The sequence below is a fragment of the Bacillus sp. AM1(2019) genome (genome assembly GCF_009906915.1).
In the GTDB taxonomy this organism is placed as follows: domain Bacteria; phylum Bacillota; class Bacilli; order Bacillales; family Bacillaceae; genus Bacillus; species Bacillus velezensis.
Genome location: NZ_CP047644.1, coordinates 3,880,964 through 3,902,959, shown reverse-complemented (window position 1 = coordinate 3,902,959; position 21,996 = coordinate 3,880,964). Strand labels below are relative to the sequence as shown.

Here is a 21,996-nt window from a genome sequence, read left to right as displayed (position 1 = left end):
AGGCAAGACCTAAAATTTGCGTACATGAAAAAGGGATCATGCTGACCTTTTTCATTGGCGAATTTTAGGTCTTTTTTGATTTTAGAAAGGGGGATACATAATGAATTATCAAGAAACGGCAAAACAGCTTATCAAACACATCGGAGGGAAATCAAATATCATCAGCGCGACACATTGCGCCACACGGCTCAGGCTCGTCATTCAAGATGAACAGAAGATCAGCCAGGCCGGCATTGAAGAGACAGAAGGAGTAAAAGGGGCTTTCAGCAGCTCGGGGCAATATCAGATTATATTCGGCACCGGCCTCGTGAATAAAGTGTATGACGCTTTTTCAAAAGAAGCCGATTTGGAGCGGGAGGATCGTGAGACACATCAGGACGCAGCGAAAAAAAAGCTGAATCCGGCCGCAAGATTTGCGAAGACACTGTCTAACATATTCGTTCCCATCATTCCGGCTATCGTGGCAAGCGGACTTTTAATGGGGCTGCTCGGCATGATGAAGGCTTTTCACTGGGTGTCTGAACAATCATCGCTGTTTAAGCTTCTAGACATGTTTTCAAGCGCGGCGTTTATCTTCCTGCCCGTATTCATCGGGTTCAGCGCGGCGAAGGAATTTGGCGGTAATGCCTTTCTCGGTGCCGTGCTCGGGGGAATTATGATCCATCCGGCGCTTTTGAATCCGTGGGGGCTTGCGGATGTACCGCCTGATTTTATGCAGCTCTTCGGCTTCGACATTGCGCTGCTCGGCTACCAAGGGACGGTCATCCCCGTACTGTTAGCCGTTTACATTATGAGCAAAGTGGAAAAGGGCACGAGAAAAATTGTGCCTCACGCATTCGATTTATTGGTCACGCCGTTTGTCACGGTGATTGTCACAGGATTTATCACCTTTATCGCAATCGGTCCGCTTGGCAGGGCGATCGGATCAGGCATAACCGTCTCGCTGACGTATGTGTATGATCATGCGGGCATTGTTGCCGGACTGCTTTTCGGAGGTCTTTATCCGCTTATTGTGCTTACCGGTGTGCATCACAGCTTTCATGCGATTGAGGCCGGCCTCATCGCTGATTTGGGCAGAAACTATATCCTTCCTATCTGGTCGATGGCGAATGTCGCTCAGGGCGCGGCGGGACTGGCTGTATTTTTCCTGACGAAAAAAGCGAAAATGAAAGAAATCGCTTTGCCTGCCGCATTTTCCGCTTTTCTCGGCGTAACCGAACCAGTCATTTTCGGTGTGAACCTAAGATACCGCAAGCCGTTTATCGCGGGAATGATCGGCGGAGCGCTGGGCGGAGCCTATGTCGTGGTGACCGGTGTCGCCGCCAATGCCTACGGTCTGACCGGAATTCCGATGATTGCCATCACGGCTCCGCTCGGTTTAGGAAATCTTATAAACTATCTGATCGGAATGGGCATCGCCTCTGTCTCGGCGTTTATTGCCGCTTATATTATGGGAGCTAAAGAAAAGGAGGCCGTCAAATGAGGACACCGGATCAAGAGCTGCGCCTGCAGGCTGAGGAAGCGAAAAAGAAGCGGCAAGAAACAGCCGCGTCAGATCCATACCGCCAGAACTATCATATTATGCCGCCGGTCGGGCTTTTAAATGATCCGAACGGCGTGATTCAATGGAACGGCGTATATCACTTGTTTTTTCAATGGCAGCCATTTCATACGGGGCACGGCGCGAAATTTTGGGCGCATGTGACGACGAAGGATTTCGTTAATTGGAAAGAGGAAGAAATCGCGCTTGCGCCGGGTGAGTGGTATGACAAAAACGGCTGTTATTCCGGAAGCGCCATCGAAAAAGACGGGCGGCTCTGCCTAATGTACACAGGCAATGTCCGTGACGGAGAAGGCAATCGGGAAACGTATCAATGCCTCGCCGTATCCGAAGACGGGATCGTGTTTGAAAAAAAAGGAGTCGTCGCGCGTCTCCCGGAAGGCTATACCGCTCATTTCCGTGATCCGAAGGTATGGAAGAAAGACGGAGCGTATTACATGGTGCTCGGCGCGCAGACAGAAAAGCTCACCGGAAGCGCTGTGTTGTTTACATCAGAGAATTTGACGGATTGGACGTTTCTCGGTGCGATTGCGGGGGCGGACTCCGGCGGTCTCGGGTCATTCGGCTATATGTGGGAATGTCCCGACCTGTTTTCCCTTGACGGAACCGACGTGCTGCTCGTATGTCCGCAGGGGCTTGAAGCCGACGGGATAAAATATCATAACAGTCACCAGGCGGGCTATTTCCTCGGCAGGCTGCATACAGAGCCGCCAGAATTTAAGCACGGTGAATTTACGGAGCTTGACAGAGGATTTGATTTTTACGCGGCGCAGACGCTGGAAGATGATAAGGGACGGAGAATTCTGTTCGCGTGGATGGGCGTTCCGGATCAGCATGAGGACAAACATCCGACACATGCGTATCACTGGATTCACTGCTTAACGATGCCGAGACAGCTGTCACTGTCCAACGGCAGAATCATACAGCGTCCGCTTCCGGAAATGAAATTACGCCGCACGGATGAGCAAAAGCGCCGTCTTCAATTGAATTGCTCGTCTGTAAGCCTGCCGGTGAAAGATGCATCCCAGGCTGAAGTGCTGCTGGAAGACATCACTTGCGAATCCGGTTTTGAAATCTCAATTCGGGACGCGGCCCGGTTTATATTTCATCAGGAAGAGGGGCTGGCTGTGCTGGAGCGCACCGCTTTCAGCGGAGAAGAAAAAGAAACGAGAAGCTGCGCCGTCAGCGGGGTGCATTCCGTGCAGCTCTTTCTGGATGCATCCTCCATCGAATTGTTTTTGAATGATGGAGAAGAGGTATTCAGCGCCAGATATTTTCCTTTCCCGGGAAATGATGACGTAACCGTCACTTCGATAGGAAAAACGGAAATAAATGGCTCGATTTGGACGCTTTTGTAGAAAATCGTTCTTTTTTCTTATGTGAAACCTATGCCATCTGTGCTATTCTTCAAACGAAAGACTATGATTCCAGGAATAAAAGGAGTTGTTTTCTCAGTTTTGAAAAATCAGAAGATGACGCCGAAATGTTTACTTGTCAAAGCCGCAGAGCAAGTGGAAGATAAGCGGGAAGAATATAAAGAAGTATTGCTTCAGCTGAATCGCATGCTCAAGAGGGCTGAGCCGCACAATGAATGGAGTGAACGGCTGATGCATACATATGAACAGATGAAGGAATATGCGCTGTTTGTGCAATCGATTGAGATGTTTTTACGGTCATCCGCGAAAAAAATGAAATAATCCCCCTCGATCATGAGGGGGATATTTATTTTATTTTCCGCTAAGACGCATCGCCGAATGTTTAGTCGGTCCGATGTATTGGTTCAGCGGGAAGGATTCTTTGATTGCCGCGGTGATAAATTCTTTCGCCGCATAGATGGCTTCCTTCACTTCAGCGCCTTTGGCCAGTTCTGCCGTCACGGCGGCGGAGAATGTGCATCCGGCTCCGTGCGTGTAAGGTGTATCAATCATTTCGCTTTCTAATACTTCCGCGGTTTCTCCGTCATACAGCACGTCGATCGCTTTTTCATGTTTCAATTTGCCTCCGCCTGTAATCAATACATATTTCGCGCCGAGTTTGTGAATTTTCTTGGCCGCTTCTTTCATGTCTTCCACCGTTTTTAATTCATCCATACCGCTCAGCTGGCTTGCTTCAAACAGGTTTGGCGTGATGACGGTTGCCAGCGGCGCCAATTGGGTGCGAAGCGCTTCGGCATGCTCCGGATACAGCACTTCGTTCGCTCCTTTGCAGACCATGACAGGATCGATAACGACATTCTTCAGCTGTTTTTCTTTAATCGTTTTCGCCGCAAGCTCTATGATCTCCACGGTAGGGAGCATTCCCGTTTTCATGGCGTCTACGCCGATTCCGTCAACAATCGTCGCCAGCTGTGCGCGAATCGTATCAGCATCGATCGGAAATACTTGATGATCCCAGCTGTTCTCCGGGTCCATTGCTACGATCACGGTCAAAGCCGTCATTCCGTATACGTTTTTTTCTTGAAATGTTTTTAAATCGGCCTGAATTCCCGCGCCGCCGCTGGAATCAGAACCGGCAATAGTAAGTGCTTTGTGCATTGACATATCAATGGCCTCCATCAGTGTTTTATATCTCATTATAGTTAGATTTTCTCCCGATCACAATACGGAAGGCTTGGAGGAATGATTTGACAGCCGCGGGGGATGTGCGTACAATACCTACATAAGATTACTAGGTAAGGGTGAAAAAATAAATGCTCAACAGGGAGCTTGTAAAGGGAAGCACGGTCATTCTGGTGCTGACGCTGCTGAATGAACGGCCCATGTACGGGTATGAACTTGTGAAAGAAATGGAGAAAAGAAGCGGGAATGAACTGCAAATGAAGGAAGGCACGCTGTACCCATCGCTTCATAAGCTTGAACGCCAAAGCTATATTTCTTCTTACTGGGAAAAGCAGACCAAAGGGCCGGACCGAAAATATTACCGGATCACCGATGAAGGAAAAAACATTCTAGCCGAACGGACGAAGGAATGGAATCTGTTCTCTGCTCTGATGGACCGGATGCTGAAGCGGGGCGGGCAGAATGGATAAAGACCTTTATGTGCAGGAAATCAGAAAAGGGCTGGAAGGCAAGGCCGGAAGCCGTGAATTATTAAAGGAAATCGAAAGCCATATTCATCATGCCATATGTGATCATCTGGAAAAAGGCAAAACCGAAAGCGAAGCGATGGCGCTTATTCTGCGGGAAGTGGGGACTCCGTCTGAGATTATCTCTGCTTTTCAAAAAGCTTCGGCGGTGCCCGCGCGGACTTTTATGTTCTTTTATCTGTTCTGCAACTGCGGTCTTTTTGTGATGGGGGCGATGATTACGATGATGCACGCGTGGAAGATTCATCCCGCTGTTGACGCGCTGTGGAAAGGGATTTCCGTGTCAGTATGGCTGATTATGATCGGTTATGTGCTGTATTGGTTCCAAATCGGCTATCAAGCTGGCAAGGAGTTCGGGGCTGGCGGCAAAAAGCTTGCTGAGCGGACGGTATGGGCTTCAATGGTGCCGAATCTATGTTTTATGTTTGTCTTTTTGTTCAATCTGGTTCCGGCTGGGCTGTTTCCTTCGGCGGTCACACCGAGTTTTGCGGCAGTATGCGCTGTTGTGACGGTATGTTTTCCGTTTTGCGGCAAAATAGGTTTTTATGCAGGCAGGCAGAGACTTGCCTGATCTTTTTCACTATATACATAGGGAATCTATATAGGGGTGTTAAAATGAGATTAGGTTCGTGGATGTACGGCGCGTGCGCCCAAATAGCCGTTACCGTATTTACCGTCTGCGGCTTGGTTCTTGCATTGCCCGTTGGGAGTCTTTTTATTATGGTTCTGAATGGGATGCAAGACGCTATTTTTGTTGTTTTCAGTATTTTGCTTCTTCTATTGTTTTATGCGCTGGGATGGATTTGGGCCGTTTCGTTTGCGCGTGAGTGGAAGGTGAAACTTTTCGAGCTGCAGATCAGTTCGCTCATTCCGCTGGCGGGTATATTATACTTGTACATTGACAGCGGAGTGAGTATACCGGAACTGATTCATGATTGGCATGAGGATGGATGTGCGCTTGTCCCGCCGGCTTTTGTCTGCTTGTGCACATGCTATGCGATGGTGTTGGTGCCTGTTTATCAATCAAAACTTTGGAACGCCATGGAGGCGGGCAGACTTAATGCCAAGGCGGTATGCACTGTTTGGGGAGACCTTCTGATCATTCTCGTTTTGCTGGCGGGCATGACCTGGATTTGTTTCTGAATGGGCCGAAATCAAAAATCCCCCCTGATCTCTCCGCCGCTTTATGTTTTAATAGAACATGAGAAAAAGCAGAAGGAGCGGGTCATGAATATATCAATTGTCATAGTCACGTATAACCGGATTCCGGCTTTGTGTGAGCTGCTGGAGTCGATTTCCATGCAGACCATAAAGCCTTATGAAGTCATCATCGTAAATGATGCCGGGGAATCGGTCGAACAAGCGAAGCAGCTGTACAGCGATCTGCCGATTCAGATTATTGATTTAGAACAGAATGCCGGACATGTGGAAGCGCGGAACGCAGGTGTGAAAAAAGCGTCGGGTGATTGTATCATGCTGTGCGATGATGATGATTTCATTACGCCGGGCCATTTGGAAAGAATGGCGGCTGCACTTGCTGATGCGGATTTTGTCCATTCTGACGCGGAAATTGTGTCATTTGAAGAACGGGGCGGCACGAGATACCCGGTGTCACGAAAGCCGTTCGCCTATACGGCGGATTATGCGGATATGCGGGTGTTTTCCACGTACGTTCCGTCGGGCAGCATGTACAGGCGTTCTCTGCATGACACGTTAGGGTATTTTGATCCGGATGTCCATAATTATTGGGACTGGGACTTTTATTTGCGCGCCGCGAAACAGCACCGTGTGAAGCGTGTTCCTTGCGCGAGCGTCATATATGCGTTTTTTGAGGGAGGCGGCAATCAGTCCGCGGATCTCGGCGGCAAACGGAAGCGGTACTTAGACCGGTTAAGCGAAAAGCACGGGCTTGGGGAGCTCCCGACGAAAAACTTCGCGGTTCTTCTTGAAGAGCCGGACATGAAGAGGCGGGAGGCGCCGACTGACATTGTGTGGGACGGAAAGCCCGTCCATTCAAGACTGCACAGTTCATAAGGGGGACGGACAGTTTGAAACAGCTTTTAAAGGACAGCTGGTGGAATCAGCTGAAAGATGAATTTGACAAACCGTATTATCAAGAGCTGAGAGAGATGCTGAAACAAGAATACAGCAGCCAAACGATTTATCCTGACAGCCATGATATTTTTAACGCCTTGCATTATACGCCCTATGAGGATGTAAAAGCGGTCATTCTCGGACAGGACCCGTATCACGGGCCAGGACAGGCGCACGGGCTTAGTTTTTCCGTTCAGCCCGGGGTCAGACAGCCGCCGTCTTTGAAAAATATTTTCATAGAGCTTCAGGAAGATATCGGCTGCTCCGTACCGAACCACGGATCGCTCGTCAGCTGGGCGAAGCAGGGAGTGCTTTTGTTAAACACAGTGCTTACGGTTCGCCGCGGTCAGGCCAATTCCCACAAAGGCAAGGGATGGGAGCGGCTCACTGACCGCATCATTGATGTGGTGAATGAAAGAGAGAAGCCGATTGTCTTTATCCTGTGGGGGCGTCACGCGCAGATGAAAAAAGAGCGCATTGACACATCGAAACACATTATTATTGAATCGACTCATCCGAGCCCGTTTTCGGCAAGGAACGGTTTTTTCGGGAGCAGACCGTTTTCCCGTACAAACGCCGCCCTTGAAAAAATGGGGGAGCAGCCGATCGATTGGTGCATCCCCGACCTGCCGCAATAAACGTTTTTTTTGAGGCGCTTCCGCCCGGCGGAAGCGTCTTTTTTGACGTTCCGGGCGGTATGCGGTCAGAAAAAATAACAAACTCAATTCTGCGATTCGCTCAGAAATTTGATAAAATGCAGGAAGAAGACAAATTACTGCTGGAGGATTTACTCATGAACATACATATTTCTGCTCTGATTCAGAAGATGGAAGAAGAACTGAGGCAGGCGAAAACGGCGACCCGCACCGAGGAGGTCAAAATGCACGCGGCCGCCATCCGCTCTCTGTGTGATGTCGTGCTCGGCACTCAGACGCACACCGCTCCGGCGCCTGTGCAGAATCCGATTCCGAAAGCGGCGCCGAAACCTTCCGCGTCTCCTTCGACAGACCCGCTGCTGCTTGAAAAAATGATGGGCAGCGCCGGGCTGAACCAATATCAGAAAAAAGCGAAAGACGAACGTGAGGAAGACGGAAACGGGGATTCCATTTTCGATTTTTAACAGGAGAGGTTGATTGACTTGAAACTGATACTCGGGGGTTTGCAATGGACGGCATTTATGATTGCGGCTGCGATTGTAGTTCCTGTCGCCATCGCACAATCATTTCACTTGAACCATGCCGATTCTGCCGCATTGATTCAGAGCACATTTTTTGTGCTTGGCGTCGCTGCGGTCATCCAATGTCTCCAGGGACATCGTCTGCCGATTAATGAAAGCCCGGCAGGCTTATGGTGGGGCGTATACACGATTTACGGCGGACTGACGGGCACGGTGTTTGCGACATTCGGCGAGACGCTGCGGGCGCTGCAGGGGGCGCTGTTATTAAGCGCTGTCTTTTTCTTTTTGTTCAGCCTTTTTAAAGTGATTGAACGGCTGGCCGTGCTGTTTACGCCGGTTGTGACCGGTGTGTATCTGCTGCTGTTGGTCATGCAGCTGAGTCAGCCGATTGTGAAAGGCCTTTTGGGCATCGGCTATTTAAAAAACAGCGTCGACGGCCTTGTATTCGGGCTCGCCATGGTTGTGACGGCGGCGATGTTCATCATGTCCCGATCAAATGTTACGTTCTTAAGACAGTATGCGATTCTCCTTTCGCTTGCCGGCGGATGGATCTTATTCGCCGTCTTCGGCGCTGCCAAACCGATTCAGATACCGGATCGCGTGATTCAGCTGCCGGTTCTTTTTCCGTTTGGAAAACCCGTGTTTGACAGCGGCTTGATCATTACGTCACTCTTCATTACCGTGCTTTTGATTGTCAACATGCTCGCGAGCATCCGGGTTGTAGAAGCGGCGGTGAAAAAATTCGGCGGCACCGTTGGGAAACGGCGTGAGCGTCCGGCAGGGTTTGCGGCTTCGATCAGCCACCTTTTGAGCGGGCTGTCAGGGGGCATTGCGCCTGTGCCGATTTCAGGGGCGGCCGGTTTTATTGAGACGACGAAGCTTCCTTCGAAAAAGCCGTTTCTTTTGGGAAGTGTATTTGTCATGATCATCAGTATGATCCCGCTATTTATGAATGCGTTTGCGAGTCTGCCCTCACCGGTCGGCTTTGCGGTAAACTTCGTCGTTTTCTCCACGATGGCGGGTCTTGCCTTTACAGAGTTTGACTCTTATGAGAAAGCGGAGCAAAAACGAATCCGCTCCATTATCGGTCTGGCGCTCCTCACGGGGGTCGGCGTAATGTTTGTGCCGGAGAGCGCGTTATCAGGGATGCATCCGATCCTGATTTCGCTCTTAAGCAACGGCCTTGTGCTCGGGACGCTGCTGGCGATAGCGATTGACCGAATCCAGCTTATCAAAAAGAAAAAATCCGACAATCTCGTGTCATCGGATGACGGACGTTGAATTTTGCCGATGTTGGGTTATGATTGAATTGGAAACTTTAACGAAAAGGCGGGAGAAAAATAGATGAAAGTGTTTATTATTCTTGGTGCGATTAACGCTTTATTGGCCGTGGCGCTGGGCGCTTTCGGCGCGCATGGGCTTGAAGGGAAAATCCCCGATAAATATTTGCAGGTGTGGCACACAGGCGTGCAATATCATATGTATCACGCGCTCGGTCTTCTGGCTGTCGCGTTTTTGGCCGAAAAGCTTTCTGGCGCAGGCAGTGTTTCTGTTGCGGGCTGGCTGATGTTTGCAGGCATCGTTCTGTTTTCAGGAAGCCTGTACGTATTGAGCGTGACGCAGATTTCCATTCTCGGCGCGATTACACCGCTCGGCGGCGTGGCGTTTATCATCTCTTGGATTATGATTATCGTCGCGGCCGTCAAATATTTATAAAGAAAAAAAGCCAATCCTCTGTCAAGTGAGCGATTGGCTTTTTGATTTATCTCGGAGAATAAGAAGACATGGAGTACGGATAAGTATAAGCGATTTCCTCATCAAACGTGATGTAATCAAGGTAAATGGTCAGAAGCAGATAGCGGGTGCCCGTTTTCGGATCGCTGATGATGATATGGTCACGTCCCGCCGCCTGAATCACACCGCGGAAAATCTTTGAATTCCATTCTTTGCTGTTTTCAAATGTCATATAAATCGTCGCCGTTTTGCCCCGGTTCAACCGCAGAATATTTTCAATGTATGACTCTTCAATCGGCAGCATGCCGGGAACGTTTTGTGACGATGATGGACCTGACGGAATCTGAAAGCTGCCGCCGCCCTGCTGCTGCGGCTGGCCGGGGAACCCCCCGCCGAAGCCCTGCTGGCCCTGCTGCTGCGGCTGGCCGGGAAACCCCCCGCCGAAGCCCTGCTGACCTTGCTGCATCGGCATTGTCATTTGCTGCTGCATCGGCATCATTTGCGATCCTTGGCCGCCCTGAGGCTGCGGATAAGGATTAGGCCCGAGCTGCGGCTGGTATCCTTGCATATCCATTCCCATCCCCATCCCTTGCATTTGCTGATATTGATTCTTTTTCGGTTTCATATTGTTCCTCCTTTGATGAAAACCTCTTCATGCTGAAACCTCCTGACAAGTATCAGACAGCCGACAGAGAAGCTGCTGTTTTTATCTATTCCACCATATGAGCCCGCAGAAAGATTTATGCGAAAAAAGAAAATACGCTCCAATGAGTCCGGACATCAGAGCCGGCTTTTTTTGTGCGCGCAATGCTGACTTTTCACATAATAGTCTGTATTCCTATCGCATCTTCCGCATAATGAACATATGATAGCGGTAGTTTCAGGTGCGAAAAGGGGGTGACGAGTTGCCTAAAGTGTCAGTGATCATGACGAGCTATAACAAAAGTGACTATGTGGCCCGCTCTATTAAAAGTATTCTGTCTCAGACGTTTACGGACTTTGAGCTGTTCATTATGGATGACAACTCAAATGAAGCGACATTGGCGGAAATACGTCCTTTTCTCACGGATGACCGCGTCCGGTTTTATCAAAGCGATGTATCGGGCGTCAAAGAAAGAACGGAAAAAACACGCTACGCCGCCTTGATTAATCAGGCAATAGAAATGGCGGAGGGCGAGTACGTGACATATGCGACCGACGACAACACGTATGTGCCGGAACGGCTTGAGAAAATGGTGAAAGAGCTTGATGAAGACCCGGAAAAAGCCGTCGTGTATTCAAGTTCCAAAACCTATCATCTGAATCAGCGGAAAGAGACGGTGAAGGAGACGGCCAGGCCCGCCGAACGGATCGTGTGGAACGCGCCGTGCGCCATTGACCATTGTTCGGTCATGCACCGGTTTTCCGTGCTGGAACAGGTCAAATCGGCATTCGGTTCCTATTGGGATGAAAGCCCCGCGTTTTACCGGATCGGTGACGCCCGTTTCTTCTGGAGAGTGAATCATTTTTATCCGTTTTACCCGATTTCTGAGGAGCTTGATATCAATTATATTACCGATCAATCCATCCATTATCAGCTTTTCGCGGCGGAGAAAAACGAGTTTGTGAACAGCCTTCCGCAGCAGACCACGTGCCGGGAGCTGAGGGAATCATTAAAAAAGCTTGGAAAGGGGTGAGGGCTTGTCGGCATACTTAGCGAATTATTGGGTGCTGTACCGGCAGTATATTGACCTTTTTCAGTCACTTCGCTACAAAGACATCCCGCTCGCATTGATCAGTAATTTTTATCAATATATCAGTCCGGCGCTTCGGGAGAGCATGGAGCAGAACCCAGAGCTTTTCGGTCCGGCTGATCAGCATATTCCTGAAGCCGGTATACAGCCATATTATGATCAAAAAAGGCAAAACATTAAGAAAACAGATGAGAAACCGGTAAACGGAAAAGTCATTCTGCATTTCGATCATATTCGGTTCACCGAGAGAAACTACCGGCAGTTTGATCCGGCAAAAACAGCGGTACTGGCCAGATGGAGTCTGCCTGACCACTACGGGCTGCCCGTTATCTGCAAATTGGAGCTGACGGGAATGGGGCAAAAAGGGAACCCCGTCCCTTATATTGAAAAAGCCCATTCCATTTTGAAAGAGCTTCACAGCCATCCCGCTTTCGGAAACAGAGAATTTCAGGAACGTTTGTATAAAGACATTCCATTATTTATTGAAGCGATTGACGCCGTTGATATTTTGTTTGCGGCCGAGAAGATTTCCGCCGTTGTAGTCGGCACGACGGAGGATATTTACAGCCGTGTGCTGGCGCTGATGTCAGCGAAAAAAAACGCCGTCAGCATCTGTCTGCAGCACGGAGCGCTCATGGGAGATGAAGCGTTTCTGCCCGTATTTACGGACTATCAGGCTGTATTCGGGGCTTATGAAGCGGAGTGGTATAAAGCAAAAGGCTGCAGGGATGAACAAATCATCATCACGGGGCATCCCCGTTTCGACGAGATTTTCTCAAGAGAGCCGATAGATCAAGACACGTTTTACCGCAAACTTTCTTTTCTCCCGTCACAGCGGACGGTGCTGATCGCCACGCAGCCGTTTTCTGATGAATTTTATACGGGCGTGCTTGAAGAGCTTGCCGGCCAAAAGAACATGCAGCTCATTATTAAACCGCATCCGTGGGAAATCGGCAAAAACAAGCTGGATGCTTACAATCAGGTGCTGCGGAAATATAAAGCAGGCAAAATCATCAAAAAAGAGATGGAGCTGTATGATATTCTACCGTATGTTGACGCTGCGGTGACACAGACATCAACGGTCGGTCTTGAAGCGATGCTGTTTCAAAAGCCCGTGCTGATCGGAAAATCAGCGGGAACCCGCCGATACCCTTATTATCATTCACTTGGAGAATTTGTTTTTGAGGACCCGCAGGCACTTGCTCAGGAATTAATCCGGATATGCGAAAGCCCCGCGGAATATCAAAAAGCGGAACAGGCGCGCCGTGCTTTTGTCGCCGCGAACTACCCGGTTCAGGATTCGCTTGCCGCTTTATGCCAAGTGCTTCAGGAAAAAACCGGAGTCAGCTTCAGACGGGTTGACCCTTCATAAAAAAGATAGGAGCGCAAAGAAAATGGTGCAAAAAAGATCAGCTTTTCTTCCTTATTCATTGCCCATGATCGGGAAGGACGAAATTCAGGAGGTTATTGATACGCTTGAATCGGGCTGGCTTTCAAAGGGACCGAAAGTAGAGGCGTTTGAAAAAGCCTTTGCCAACTGGACGGGGGCAAAGCACGCGATCGCGCTGAACTCATGTACCGCCGCTTTGTTTTTGGCCCTGAAAGCGAAAGGAATCGGTCCCGGTGACGAGGTCATCACGTCTGCCGTGACATTCAGTTCAACAGCCAATACAATCGTGCACACAGGCGCCGTTCCGGTGTTTGTTGACATCGATCCGCTTACGCTGAATGCGGACCCTAAAAACATTGAGGCGGCCGTCACCCCGCGGACAAAAGCGATTGTACCCGTTCATTTCGCCGGCCAGTCATGTGATATGGATCGGATTCTGGACATTGCCGAAAAGCATCAGTTATTTGTCTTAGAGGATGCCGCACATGCCGTGTATACCACTTATAAACAGAAAATGATCGGATCAATCGGTGATGCGACGGCATTCAGCTTCTACGCGACAAAAAACCTGGCAACCGGTGAAGGCGGCATGCTGACGACGGACGATGACGGGCTTGCCGATCAGATCAGGGTGCTCAGCCTTCACGGCATGAGCAAAGGCGCGTGGAACCGCTATTCTTCAAACGGAAGCTGGTACTACGAGGTCGAAACGCCCGGCTATAAAATGAATATGTTTGATCTTCAGGCAGCGCTTGGGCTTCATCAGCTGAAACGGATTGACAGCATGCAGCAAAGAAGAGCCGACATTGCGAGCCGCTACCAAGACGCCTTCAGACACATGAAAGGGCTGACCGTCCCGCATGTCAGTGATGACGGGCGGCATGCATGGCATCTGTATGTTCTTCAAATAGAGGAGCAGGAGGCCGGGGTCAGCCGGAACGATCTGATTTCCGCTTTAAAAGACCAATATCATATCGGCACAAGTGTTCATTTTATTCCGGTTCCGTTCCATCCGTATTATCAAAAAACGTACGGATATAAGGAAACTGACTTTCCGGCCGCGGCAGCGTATTATCACCGCACCGTGTCACTCCCTCTTTATCCGTCAATGACAGATGACGACGTTGAATACGTCATTGCAGCCGTTACGGATATCGTCAAAGGGGCTGATTAGGTGTACAGACTGAGGGAAAATCTTGCTCAGGACATGATTCATGCCTTCCTGCATCAGAAGGGCATCCAGCCGGAAGCCTATGAATCGTCGCTCTGTTTATTGGAAGAAAACAGCCTTCAAGGCGTGATTTTATATGAAAACTCTTCGTGGGAAAGTCAATTGTTCCGAAAAAATATCATCAATGTGAAGATTGCAGCCGCAAACAGCACCGGACAGCTCAAAAGGCTGTTTCAGGAATTTTACGCGGCAAGGCGGGCGGCAGGCACTGATTTTATATTTATTAAAATACCGGCTGAAGATATCGGGGCGATGCAGGTCGTTCAGCAGCTTCCGAACGCTTATTTTGTAGGGAGTCTGCTCAAGCTCGTCAGCCCGGTGCGTGTATATAACAGCACGCCGCCGTTTGAGATTACAGAAGCCGGACCCGGCGACATGGAAGCGATCAGCCGGCTGGCCCGCGACGCCTTTACAAAAAGCAGGTATTACCAAGATCCCCGCCTCAGCTATGAAAGTGCAAACCGCCTGTTTGAAGAGTGGGCGCGGAATAACGCGGGAGGCAGAGCTTCGTTACAATTCGCCGCCACATATAAGGGAGAGACCGTGGGCTTTGTTCAGGGGCTGTCTAAAGGCGATGAATTCGTCCTTGATCTGATGGCGGTAAAGCCGGGCTTTGAAGGAAAAGGAGCGGGATTCCATTTAGCGGCGCACGTGATTGAACAATCATTGCGCTTTCAGCATAAGACTGTATCAGCGGGAACGCAGCTCCACAATGTAAGAGCCATCCGCCTGTATGAAAGAATGGGATTTAAAGCGGATGCGTCCTATTACTACTATCATGTGTGGCCCGGGAAGGAGGCGGACTGATGGCATCATGCAAAATCGGAACGAAGTCAATCGGCGAAGGTTCGCCCGTATTCATCATCGCCGAAGCCGGAATTAATCATGACGGAAAACTGAGCCAGGCGTTTGAATTGATAGATGCGGCCAGTGAGGCCGGCGCGGACGCGGTCAAGTTCCAAATGTTTCAGGCTGACAAAATGTATCAGAAAGACCCCGGCTTGTACAAAACCGCTGCGGGAAAAAACGTCTCTATTTTTTCTTTGGTGCAATCCATGGAAATGCCCGCCGAGTGGATCGAACCGCTGCTTGAATATTGTAAGAAAAAAGGCGTGCTGTTTTTAAGTACGGTATGTGACGAAGGCTCTGCCGACTTACTGTATGCGACTTCCCCTTCAGCCTTTAAAATCGCCTCCTACGAGCTGAACCATCTGCCGTTATTGAAATATGTCGCGGGGCTGAAGACCCCGATTATTTTTTCCACCGCGGGCGCTGATATTTCAGATATTCAGGAGGCTTATCAAACCATTACCGGCGAGGGGAACACAGAAATTGCGATCATGCATTGTGTGGCGAAATATCCCGCGCCGCCTGAATACAGCAATCTGAGCGTCATTCCCATGCTTGCCGCCGCATTCCCGGATGCAGTGATCGGTTTCTCCGATCACAGCGCCCATCCGTATGATGTGCCGTGCGCGGCTGTCAGGCTCGGAGCGAAACTGATTGAAAAGCATTTTACGATCGATAAAAACCTGCCCGGTGCTGATCACTCCTTCGCTCTCAATCCGGATGAATTAAAAGAAATGGTTGCGGCGATCCGCTCAGTTGAAGCGGAGCTGCGGCAGGGGCATCATGCTCCGGTGCCGGAAGTGCTGTCGGGAAGCTCCCATAAAACGACGACCCCGATTGAAGGGGATATCAGAAGGTTCGCTTACAGAGGCATTTTTTCAACAGCGCCGATTCAAAAAGGCGAATGTTTTACGGCGGAAAACCTTGCCGTCCTTCGTCCCGGCCAAAAACCGCAGGGGCTTCACCCGAGATATTTTGAGCTTTTAACTGCCGGGGCGCGTGCGGTCAGGGATATCCCCGCCGACACGGGCATCACTTGGGATGACCTTTTGACGAAAGGCAGCCCATATGATGACTGACATTTTGTTTATCATTCAGGCGCGGATGGGAAGCGGGCGTCTTCCCGGTAAAGTGCTGAAACCGATCGGCGGGTATACGATCCTCGATATGATTGTCAAAAGGGTTCGGCAAAGCGAGTATTATGATCAATCGCGGGATAATCTGATCGTCGCCGCGTCTGACAGCAAGACCGACGACATTCTGTCTGCGCACTGCATCAGCAACCACTACCGTGTGCACCGCGGCAGCGAGCAGCGTGTGCTTGACCGGTTTGCACAAGTCATCGAACAAGTAAAACCGGACATCGCCATCAGACTGACGGGGGATAACCCGTTTGTCGACCCTTCGCTGCTTGATTTTCTGATTCAATCGCATTTAAATCAGCACGCAGACTACACGTATATCTGCGGTACACCGCTTGGCATCGGCGGCGAGGCGGTTAACGCGCGCCTTTTAACGGAGATCAATGCCGACAAAACGCTGGCGGACAAATATCAGGAACATGTCACCCTTTTGATAAGAGAATCTCCTGAGAAGTACCGGCTTCTCTTTCCTGAGCCCCCGCAGGAACTCCGGGCTCCTCACTTGCGGCTGACCGTCGATACAGAAGAGGACTACAGGCTGGCCCGCGAGCTGTACGTAAAAGCGGGCTCGCGTCCTGATATTCCGGCAAGAGAATTGATCCATCTGCTGAATAGTGATCCGGAGCTCAGGGCCATTAATCAAATGATCCGGCAAAAAGAGGCTGATTAGCATGCGGGTTTTGATTTTCGCGGACGGGGGCCGTGACATCGGCATGGGGCACGCGGTCCGGATGAAGCTGCTTGCCGATGCCATTAAGAACAATTGCTCAATAACGTTCTACACAAATAAAGAGGCTTCTTCTTATCTGTCTTCTGATCAATGGGAAGTGATCATCAAGCCTGATAAGGGACAGAAGGAATTTATTGTCCGGGAAATAAACAGGCAGGCTCCTGACCTTCTCATATTCGATCTGCTCGATATGCCGTGTGAATGGTTAGAGGAAGTCAAAAAGCATTCATCGGCACGTATCGTTTTATTTGAAGAAAAACGGGAACATGTCATTCATTTATGCGATGCCGTTATAAACGGCATTTACGGAGGGCTGAAAAGCCGGACGGTTCAAATGGGCAGCGCCGTGGTATATGAAGGCCCGGAATATATCATTCTTCATCCGGGTTTTGAAAAAGCAAAGCAGCTCTATCAGCTGAGAAAAGAATGCCGGACCATATTGGTCTCATTAGGAGGAAGCGACCCGAAGAAGCTTGTCTTTAAAGTGATGGAAGCATGCCGCCGCATCCCCGATATTCAGCGAAAACGAGTGATCATCGTCATGGGCGGCGCCGCGCCTCATGCTGATGACGTGCGCGCGCATCTTACACAAATGCCTTATGCCGAGATGGTAAGGCAGACAAATGACATGGCCGCGCTTCTTTCGAGGGCTGATATGGCCGTCGTGTCCGGCGGGATCACTTTATATGAGACCATTTGTACGGGTGTGCCCTGCATCGTACTTTCTCAAGTGGAGCATCAAACTGAGACGGCGGAAAAATTCGCCGCACGGGGGGCCGCCGTTCATCTCGGCCTTGGTGAATGCATATCAGCGGACGTTCTCGCACGGCATATGTCTGACATGGCCGCTGATTATCCGATGCGGTCCGGACTTCATCAAAACGGAAAGCCGCTGGTTGACGGCAGGGGCATCAAACGGGCGGCGGCGATTCTTTATGATTTGTGATAAAACCACACGTAAGGAAGTGTTCATGTGAAAGGTGTTATCTTAGCCGGAGGCACCGGCTCACGCCTTATGCCGCTGACAAAAGCGGTCAATAAGCATTTACTCCCTGTCGGTCCATATCCGATGATTTACTGGTCGATCATGAAGCTGGAAGAAGCGGGGATTACGGATATCTTGCTGATTACGCAAAAAGAATATATTCCGCAATTTCATAAACTTCTCGAAACCGGAGAAGAACTCGGCGTCTCAATCACATATCAGGTTCAGCCAGCCGCATCCGGCATTTCCGACGGTTTATCATACGCAAAGCGGTTTACCGGGCGCGACCCGTTTGTCCTGCTTTTGGGAGATAATATTTTTGAAGATTCATTAAAACCTTATACGGAGCGTTTCGCAAAGCAGGGAAAAGGAGCGAAAGTGCTGCTGAAAGAAGTGGACGATCCGGAGCGCTTCGGCATCGCCGAGATTGATGAGGAAAACAAACGGATCAAGTCGATCATTGAAAAGCCGGAGCAGCCGCCGACCAGACTATGCGTCACAGGGATCTACATGTACGACGCAGAAGTGTTTTCTTATATTGAACAGATTTCCCCTTCAAAACGCGGCGAACTGGAAATTACAGATGTCAATAATTTATACATTGAACACAGTGAGCTGACGTATGATGTGTTAACGGGCTGGTGGGTGGATGCGGGCACGCATGAATCGCTCTACCTCGCCGGAAGCCTGGCGCATCAGGCAATACAGAAAGGACAGGAGCATTAATCATGCCAAAATCATATTTAATTACAGGCGGCGCCGGATTTATCGGCCTTACCTTCACAAAGATGATGCTGAAAGAAACGGACGCGCAGATTACCGTCCTGGATAATCTCACGTATGCAAGCAGGCCGCTTGAAATAGAAGCCTTAAAAAAGAACGGCCGTTTCCGTTTTATCAAAGGTGACATTTCTAAAAAAGAGGACATTGACAAAGTCTTTTCCCACATGTATGACGCTGTCATTCATTTTGCGGCTGAATCCCATGTGGACAGAAGCATAAATCAGGCAGAGCCGTTCATCACAACAAATGTGATGGGCACATACCGACTGGCGGACGCGGTGTTGCAGGGAAAAGCCGGCAGGCTGATTCACATTTCCACAGATGAGGTGTACGGAGATTTGGCGCCGGATGATCCCGCTTTTACAGAGACGACGCCGCTTTCTCCGAACAATCCGTATTCCGCCAGCAAGGCAAGCTCAGACCTGCTCGTCATGTCTTATGTGAAAACTCATAAGCTTCCAGCCATCATTACAAGATGCAGCAACAATTACGGGCCGTACCAGCATCACGAGAAAATGATTCCGACCATTATCAGGCATGGCGTAAACGGCACGCCGGTTCCGCTGTACGGCGACGGATTGCAGATCAGAGACTGGCTGTTTGCCGAAGACCATTGCCGCGCCATTAAGCTCGTCCTGGAAAAAGGAACACTCGGTGACATTTACAATATCGGCGGAGGAAATGAACGGACGAATAAAGAGCTTGCGTCATTTATCATGAAGGAGCTCGGTGTCGAGGAACGGTTTGCTCATGTCGAAGACAGAAAAGGGCATGACCGCCGCTACGCCATCAATGCTTCAAAGCTGAAAAATGAGCTGGGATGGCGGCAGGACGTCACATTTGAAGAAGGAATGAGAAGAACCATTCGCTGGTATACAGACAGCCAAGACTAATCGGAAAGAAGGTGATCCGATTGACGAAGGTATTAGTAACCGGAGCGGCCGGCCAGCTGGGGCGGGAGTTATGCCGCCAGCTGAAGCGGGAAGGGTATGAAGTGATCGCCTTGACAAAAGCGATGATGAACATATCCGACCAGCGTTCGGTGCGGCACTCGTTCAGCCATTACAAGCCGGATATCGTCGTCAATACGGCGGCATACACCTCCGTTGACAAATGTGAAACGGAGCTCGACAAAGCGTATTTAATAAACGGAATCGGCGCTTATTATGCCGCGCTTGAGGCTGAAAACACCGGCGCGAAATTCATTCACATCAGCACCGATTACGTCTTCAGCGGCAAAGGAACACGGCCATACCAGACCGACGATCCCGCAGATCCGGGCACGATTTACGGAAAAAGCAAAAAACTCGGCGAAGAACTGATCCGGTTAACGGGAAAAAACCACACCATTATCAGAACATCGTGGGTGTACGGCAGCGGCGGGCACAACTTTGTCAATACGATGCTGAAACTTGCGGATACACATGATCAGGTGCGTGTCGTTAACGATCAAGTCGGCGCACCGACGTACACAAAGGATTTAGCCGAAACGGTGATCGGTCTGTTTGACAGGCCGCCGGGCTTATATCACGCCGCAAACAGCGGAGTGTGCAGCTGGTATGAATTTGCCAAGGCTATTTTTGAAGAAAGCGGCAGAACCGCCGCCGTGCTGCCCGTCACGACGGAGGAATACGGAAATGAGACGCCGCGCCCCGCTTATTCGGTGTTGAGTCTTGAGTCGATTGAACGGCAGGGGCTCGGCATGAGGCATTGGCGGGAAGCGCTGCATGATTATTTACAAAGGGAGGGACAGTGCAAGTGATCGAAGGCGTAAAAATCAAAAAGCTGATCAAACACAGCGATGACCGGGGTTTTTTCTCAGAACTCGTCCGTGACGATGAACATCTCTTAGAGCGTTTCGGGCAGGCTTCCTGGTCCAAAAGCTATCCCGGCGTCATTAAAGCATTTCACTATCATGAGAAACAGGATGACCTGTGGTTTTTTCCGACGGGTCACGCCCAGGTCGTGCTCCATGACCTTCGCGAAGAGTCGGCAACCAAGGGAGAAACGGATGTCTACTACATGGGAGAAGACAATCCGATGCTCCTTCTCATTCCCAAAGGCGTCGCACACGGGTACAGAGTGCTGGGCGAAACCCCGCTGACCATTATTTATTTCACGACGATGTCCTACAATCCGGATCAGCCTGACGAAAAAAGAATTCCGTGGAATGATGACACCATCGGATTTGACTGGCAGACGGCTCACCGGTAGCGCACAAGACGAAGACAGCGGATGTCTTCGTTTTTTTGTGCTGATGTTAGCATTTGCTGTGAATGGAGCTAGTGAATAAGATACGACCGTCGACTATCATGATTGCTGGCCTGAAGGACAATTTCATCAAAAATGTCTTGGAAGATGTCGGTTAATCCTTAATGGAACCAAAAATTAAAAGATTCTTATTTTCTTCTCCTATGAAGAACATACATCCTAAAAAACAATAAATGATTTATAGAATGGGGATAGGATTAGGATTTAATTAGAAAAATCTTAAGAAAAAAGTAATATTTGCTTAAGGGAAAAGAGAACTTTCCTTTATATAGTAGGAGTATATATGGAAAGGGGAAAGCGAATGACATACATCTTAAAAACGAGTCAGCTTACAAAAACATTTAAAGGAAAAGAAGTTGTTTCCGGGGTTAATATGCACGTGAAAAAAGGGGAGATTTATGGATTCTTGGGTCCCAATGGTGCAGGTAAAACAACCATTATGAAAATGATTACCAATTTAATCAAGCCAACAAGTGGGGAAATAGAAATTTTCGGTGAGAAATTAACAGATACGTCATTTGAAGTTTTAAAACGAATGGGCACCATTATTGAATATCCCATTTTCTATGACAACCTCACTGCTAAAGAAAATTTAGATTTCCATTGTGAATATATGGGCTATTACGATAAAAAATCCATTGACCACGCTATCGAGCTTGTAAAGTTACATAATATTGATAATAAAAAAGTGAAAGAGTTTTCTTTAGGAATGAAACAAAGGTTAGGAATAGCCAGAGCTATTTCTACAAGACCAGAACTTCTCATTTTAGACGAGCCGATTAACGGTCTGGATCCAATAGGTATAAAAGAGTTGAGGGATCTCTTTAAGTTACTTTGCAGAGAATATGGAATTACATTATTAGTCTCCAGTCACATTTTAGCCGAAATGGAACAAATGTCAGATACTGTTGGTATCATACAGAATGGCAAGTTAATAAAAGAAGTTTCTATGAAGAGTATAAACGGAAAACAAACAGAGTATGTGGAGGTAAAAGTCCAAAATATAAAAAAAGCGTTATATATTTTAGAGCAAAATCTGGGGATAAGAAATTTTAAAATGATTGACCAGCAATTAATTCGTATCTATGAAACAGCAGTTACACAACAAGAAATCTCTAAAGCACTTATTCTGAATGACATTGGTATAGAAAGTATAAATAAAAAACACAGTTCTTTAGAAGAATACTTCTTAAATTCTATGAATGGGGAGGGAATACACACTAGATAGATT

General features: G+C 49.1%; 25 protein-coding genes. 23 read left to right on the top strand and 2 right to left on the bottom strand.

Annotated features, from left to right (window positions below; translation table 11 throughout):
* Nucleotides 1-100 precede the first annotated feature (100 nt).
* The 3 genes from GNE05_RS19435 (at nt 101) to GNE05_RS19425 (ending at nt 3,258) form a co-directional block, all read left to right on the top strand.
* A complete protein-coding gene (locus GNE05_RS19435; protein WP_014419178.1) occupies nt 101-1,483 on the top strand; it encodes a sucrose-specific PTS transporter subunit IIBC in 1,383 nt (460 codons plus the stop codon).
* Nucleotides 1,480-2,919 (top strand): sucrose-6-phosphate hydrolase, encoded by a 1,440-nt coding sequence (locus GNE05_RS19430; RefSeq protein ID WP_160183112.1) that lies wholly within the window; start codon nt 1,480-1,482, stop codon nt 2,917-2,919. Before GNE05_RS19435 ends, GNE05_RS19430 begins: the two co-directional genes overlap by 4 nt.
* Before the next feature lie 63 nt (nt 2,920-2,982).
* Nucleotides 2,983-3,258, top strand: a complete 276-nt coding sequence (locus GNE05_RS19425; RefSeq protein WP_236654852.1) for a hypothetical protein — start codon at nt 2,983-2,985, stop codon at nt 3,256-3,258.
* Between the two features lie 30 nt (nt 3,259-3,288).
* Here GNE05_RS19425 and GNE05_RS19420 read toward each other — a convergent pair whose 3' ends face one another.
* Complete coding sequence (locus GNE05_RS19420) at nt 3,289-4,101, bottom strand: bifunctional hydroxymethylpyrimidine kinase/phosphomethylpyrimidine kinase (protein ID WP_095271322.1); 813 nt, start codon at nt 4,099-4,101, stop codon at nt 3,289-3,291.
* A 149-nt stretch (nt 4,102-4,250) separates the two neighbouring features.
* On the opposite strand from GNE05_RS19420, the gene GNE05_RS19415 reads away from it, so the two are divergent.
* From GNE05_RS19415 to GNE05_RS19380, 8 genes are all read left to right on the top strand, one after another.
* A complete protein-coding gene (locus GNE05_RS19415; protein WP_003150960.1) occupies nt 4,251-4,589 on the top strand; it encodes a PadR family transcriptional regulator in 339 nt (112 codons plus the stop codon).
* Nucleotides 4,582-5,217: a permease prefix domain 1-containing protein gene (locus tag GNE05_RS19410; RefSeq protein WP_160183110.1), complete on the top strand. Its 636-nt coding sequence runs from the start codon at nt 4,582-4,584 to the stop codon at nt 5,215-5,217. Before GNE05_RS19415 ends, GNE05_RS19410 begins: the two co-directional genes overlap by 8 nt.
* A gap of 44 nt (nt 5,218-5,261) precedes the next feature.
* The gene (locus tag GNE05_RS19405) at nt 5,262-5,789 is read left to right on the top strand and encodes a hypothetical protein (RefSeq protein ID WP_046560132.1); all 528 of its coding nucleotides are present in this window, start codon (nt 5,262-5,264) and stop codon (nt 5,787-5,789) included.
* An 84-nt stretch (nt 5,790-5,873) separates the two neighbouring features.
* Nucleotides 5,874-6,680, top strand: a complete 807-nt coding sequence (locus GNE05_RS19400; RefSeq protein ID WP_007407698.1) for a glycosyltransferase family 2 protein — start codon at nt 5,874-5,876, stop codon at nt 6,678-6,680.
* A 14-nt stretch (nt 6,681-6,694) separates the two neighbouring features.
* Complete coding sequence (locus GNE05_RS19395) at nt 6,695-7,378, top strand: uracil-DNA glycosylase (RefSeq protein WP_021494756.1); 684 nt, start codon at nt 6,695-6,697, stop codon at nt 7,376-7,378.
* A gap of 59 nt (nt 7,379-7,437) precedes the next feature.
* Nucleotides 7,438-7,860: a YwdI family protein gene (locus GNE05_RS19390; RefSeq protein WP_160183220.1), complete on the top strand. Its 423-nt coding sequence runs from the start codon at nt 7,438-7,440 to the stop codon at nt 7,858-7,860.
* Nucleotides 7,861-7,878: 18 nt separating this feature from the next.
* Nucleotides 7,879-9,198, top strand: coding sequence for a purine/pyrimidine permease (locus GNE05_RS19385; protein WP_003150968.1), 1,320 nt, complete (start codon nt 7,879-7,881; stop codon nt 9,196-9,198).
* Between the two features lie 63 nt (nt 9,199-9,261).
* Nucleotides 9,262-9,633: a DUF423 domain-containing protein gene (locus GNE05_RS19380; protein WP_003150969.1), complete on the top strand. Its 372-nt coding sequence runs from the start codon at nt 9,262-9,264 to the stop codon at nt 9,631-9,633.
* Nucleotides 9,634-9,679: 46 nt separating this feature from the next.
* Here the strand turns inward: GNE05_RS19380 and gerQ are convergent, their stop codons facing one another.
* A complete protein-coding gene (gene gerQ, locus GNE05_RS19375) occupies nt 9,680-10,276 on the bottom strand; it encodes a spore coat protein GerQ (protein ID WP_014419171.1) in 597 nt (198 codons plus the stop codon).
* Between the two features lie 280 nt (nt 10,277-10,556).
* Here gerQ and GNE05_RS19370 point away from each other — a divergent pair, with 280 nt between their 5' ends.
* The 12 genes from GNE05_RS19370 (at nt 10,557) to GNE05_RS19315 (ending at nt 21,993) form a co-directional block, all read left to right on the top strand.
* Nucleotides 10,557-11,327, top strand: a complete 771-nt coding sequence (locus GNE05_RS19370) for a glycosyltransferase family 2 protein (RefSeq protein WP_003150972.1) — start codon at nt 10,557-10,559, stop codon at nt 11,325-11,327.
* Nucleotides 11,328-11,331: 4 nt separating this feature from the next.
* Nucleotides 11,332-12,756 (top strand): capsular polysaccharide export protein, LipB/KpsS family, encoded by a 1,425-nt coding sequence (locus GNE05_RS19365; protein WP_160183109.1) that lies wholly within the window; start codon nt 11,332-11,334, stop codon nt 12,754-12,756.
* 22 nt (nt 12,757-12,778) lie between these two features.
* Nucleotides 12,779-13,948 carry a DegT/DnrJ/EryC1/StrS family aminotransferase gene (locus tag GNE05_RS19360; RefSeq protein WP_160183108.1) on the top strand — a complete coding sequence of 390 codons (1,170 nt, stop codon included), beginning with the start codon at nt 12,779-12,781 and terminating at the stop codon, nt 13,946-13,948.
* Nucleotides 13,949-14,812, top strand: a complete 864-nt coding sequence (locus tag GNE05_RS19355; protein WP_072176926.1) for a GNAT family N-acetyltransferase — start codon at nt 13,949-13,951, stop codon at nt 14,810-14,812. It begins immediately after the preceding gene.
* On the top strand, nt 14,812-15,933 hold the full coding sequence (locus tag GNE05_RS19350; protein WP_160183107.1) for an N-acetylneuraminate synthase family protein: 1,122 nt from the start codon (nt 14,812-14,814) through the stop codon (nt 15,931-15,933). Before GNE05_RS19355 ends, GNE05_RS19350 begins: the two co-directional genes overlap by 1 nt.
* On the top strand, nt 15,926-16,666 hold the full coding sequence (locus GNE05_RS19345; RefSeq protein ID WP_201741799.1) for a cytidylyltransferase domain-containing protein: 741 nt from the start codon (nt 15,926-15,928) through the stop codon (nt 16,664-16,666). The genes GNE05_RS19350 and GNE05_RS19345 overlap by 8 nt, the downstream gene beginning before the upstream one ends.
* Before the next feature lies 1 nt (nt 16,667).
* Nucleotides 16,668-17,672 carry a PseG/SpsG family protein gene (locus tag GNE05_RS19340; RefSeq protein WP_160183105.1) on the top strand — a complete coding sequence of 335 codons (1,005 nt, stop codon included), beginning with the start codon at nt 16,668-16,670 and terminating at the stop codon, nt 17,670-17,672.
* Nucleotides 17,673-17,699: 27 nt separating this feature from the next.
* Nucleotides 17,700-18,437, top strand: a complete 738-nt coding sequence (locus GNE05_RS19335; protein WP_029972897.1) for a sugar phosphate nucleotidyltransferase — start codon at nt 17,700-17,702, stop codon at nt 18,435-18,437.
* 2 nt (nt 18,438-18,439) lie between these two features.
* The gene (gene rfbB / locus GNE05_RS19330) at nt 18,440-19,387 is read left to right on the top strand and encodes a dTDP-glucose 4,6-dehydratase (RefSeq protein ID WP_160183104.1); all 948 of its coding nucleotides are present in this window, start codon (nt 18,440-18,442) and stop codon (nt 19,385-19,387) included.
* Nucleotides 19,388-19,407: 20 nt separating this feature from the next.
* On the top strand, nt 19,408-20,256 hold the full coding sequence (gene rfbD / locus GNE05_RS19325; RefSeq protein WP_015418465.1) for a dTDP-4-dehydrorhamnose reductase: 849 nt from the start codon (nt 19,408-19,410) through the stop codon (nt 20,254-20,256).
* A complete protein-coding gene (locus GNE05_RS19320) occupies nt 20,253-20,708 on the top strand; it encodes a dTDP-4-dehydrorhamnose 3,5-epimerase family protein (RefSeq protein ID WP_003150986.1) in 456 nt (151 codons plus the stop codon). The genes rfbD and GNE05_RS19320 overlap by 4 nt, the downstream gene beginning before the upstream one ends.
* A 358-nt stretch (nt 20,709-21,066) precedes the next feature.
* On the top strand, nt 21,067-21,993 hold the full coding sequence (locus GNE05_RS19315; RefSeq protein ID WP_025649399.1) for an ABC transporter ATP-binding protein: 927 nt from the start codon (nt 21,067-21,069) through the stop codon (nt 21,991-21,993).
* The last annotated feature ends 3 nt before the right edge of the window (nt 21,994-21,996 follow it).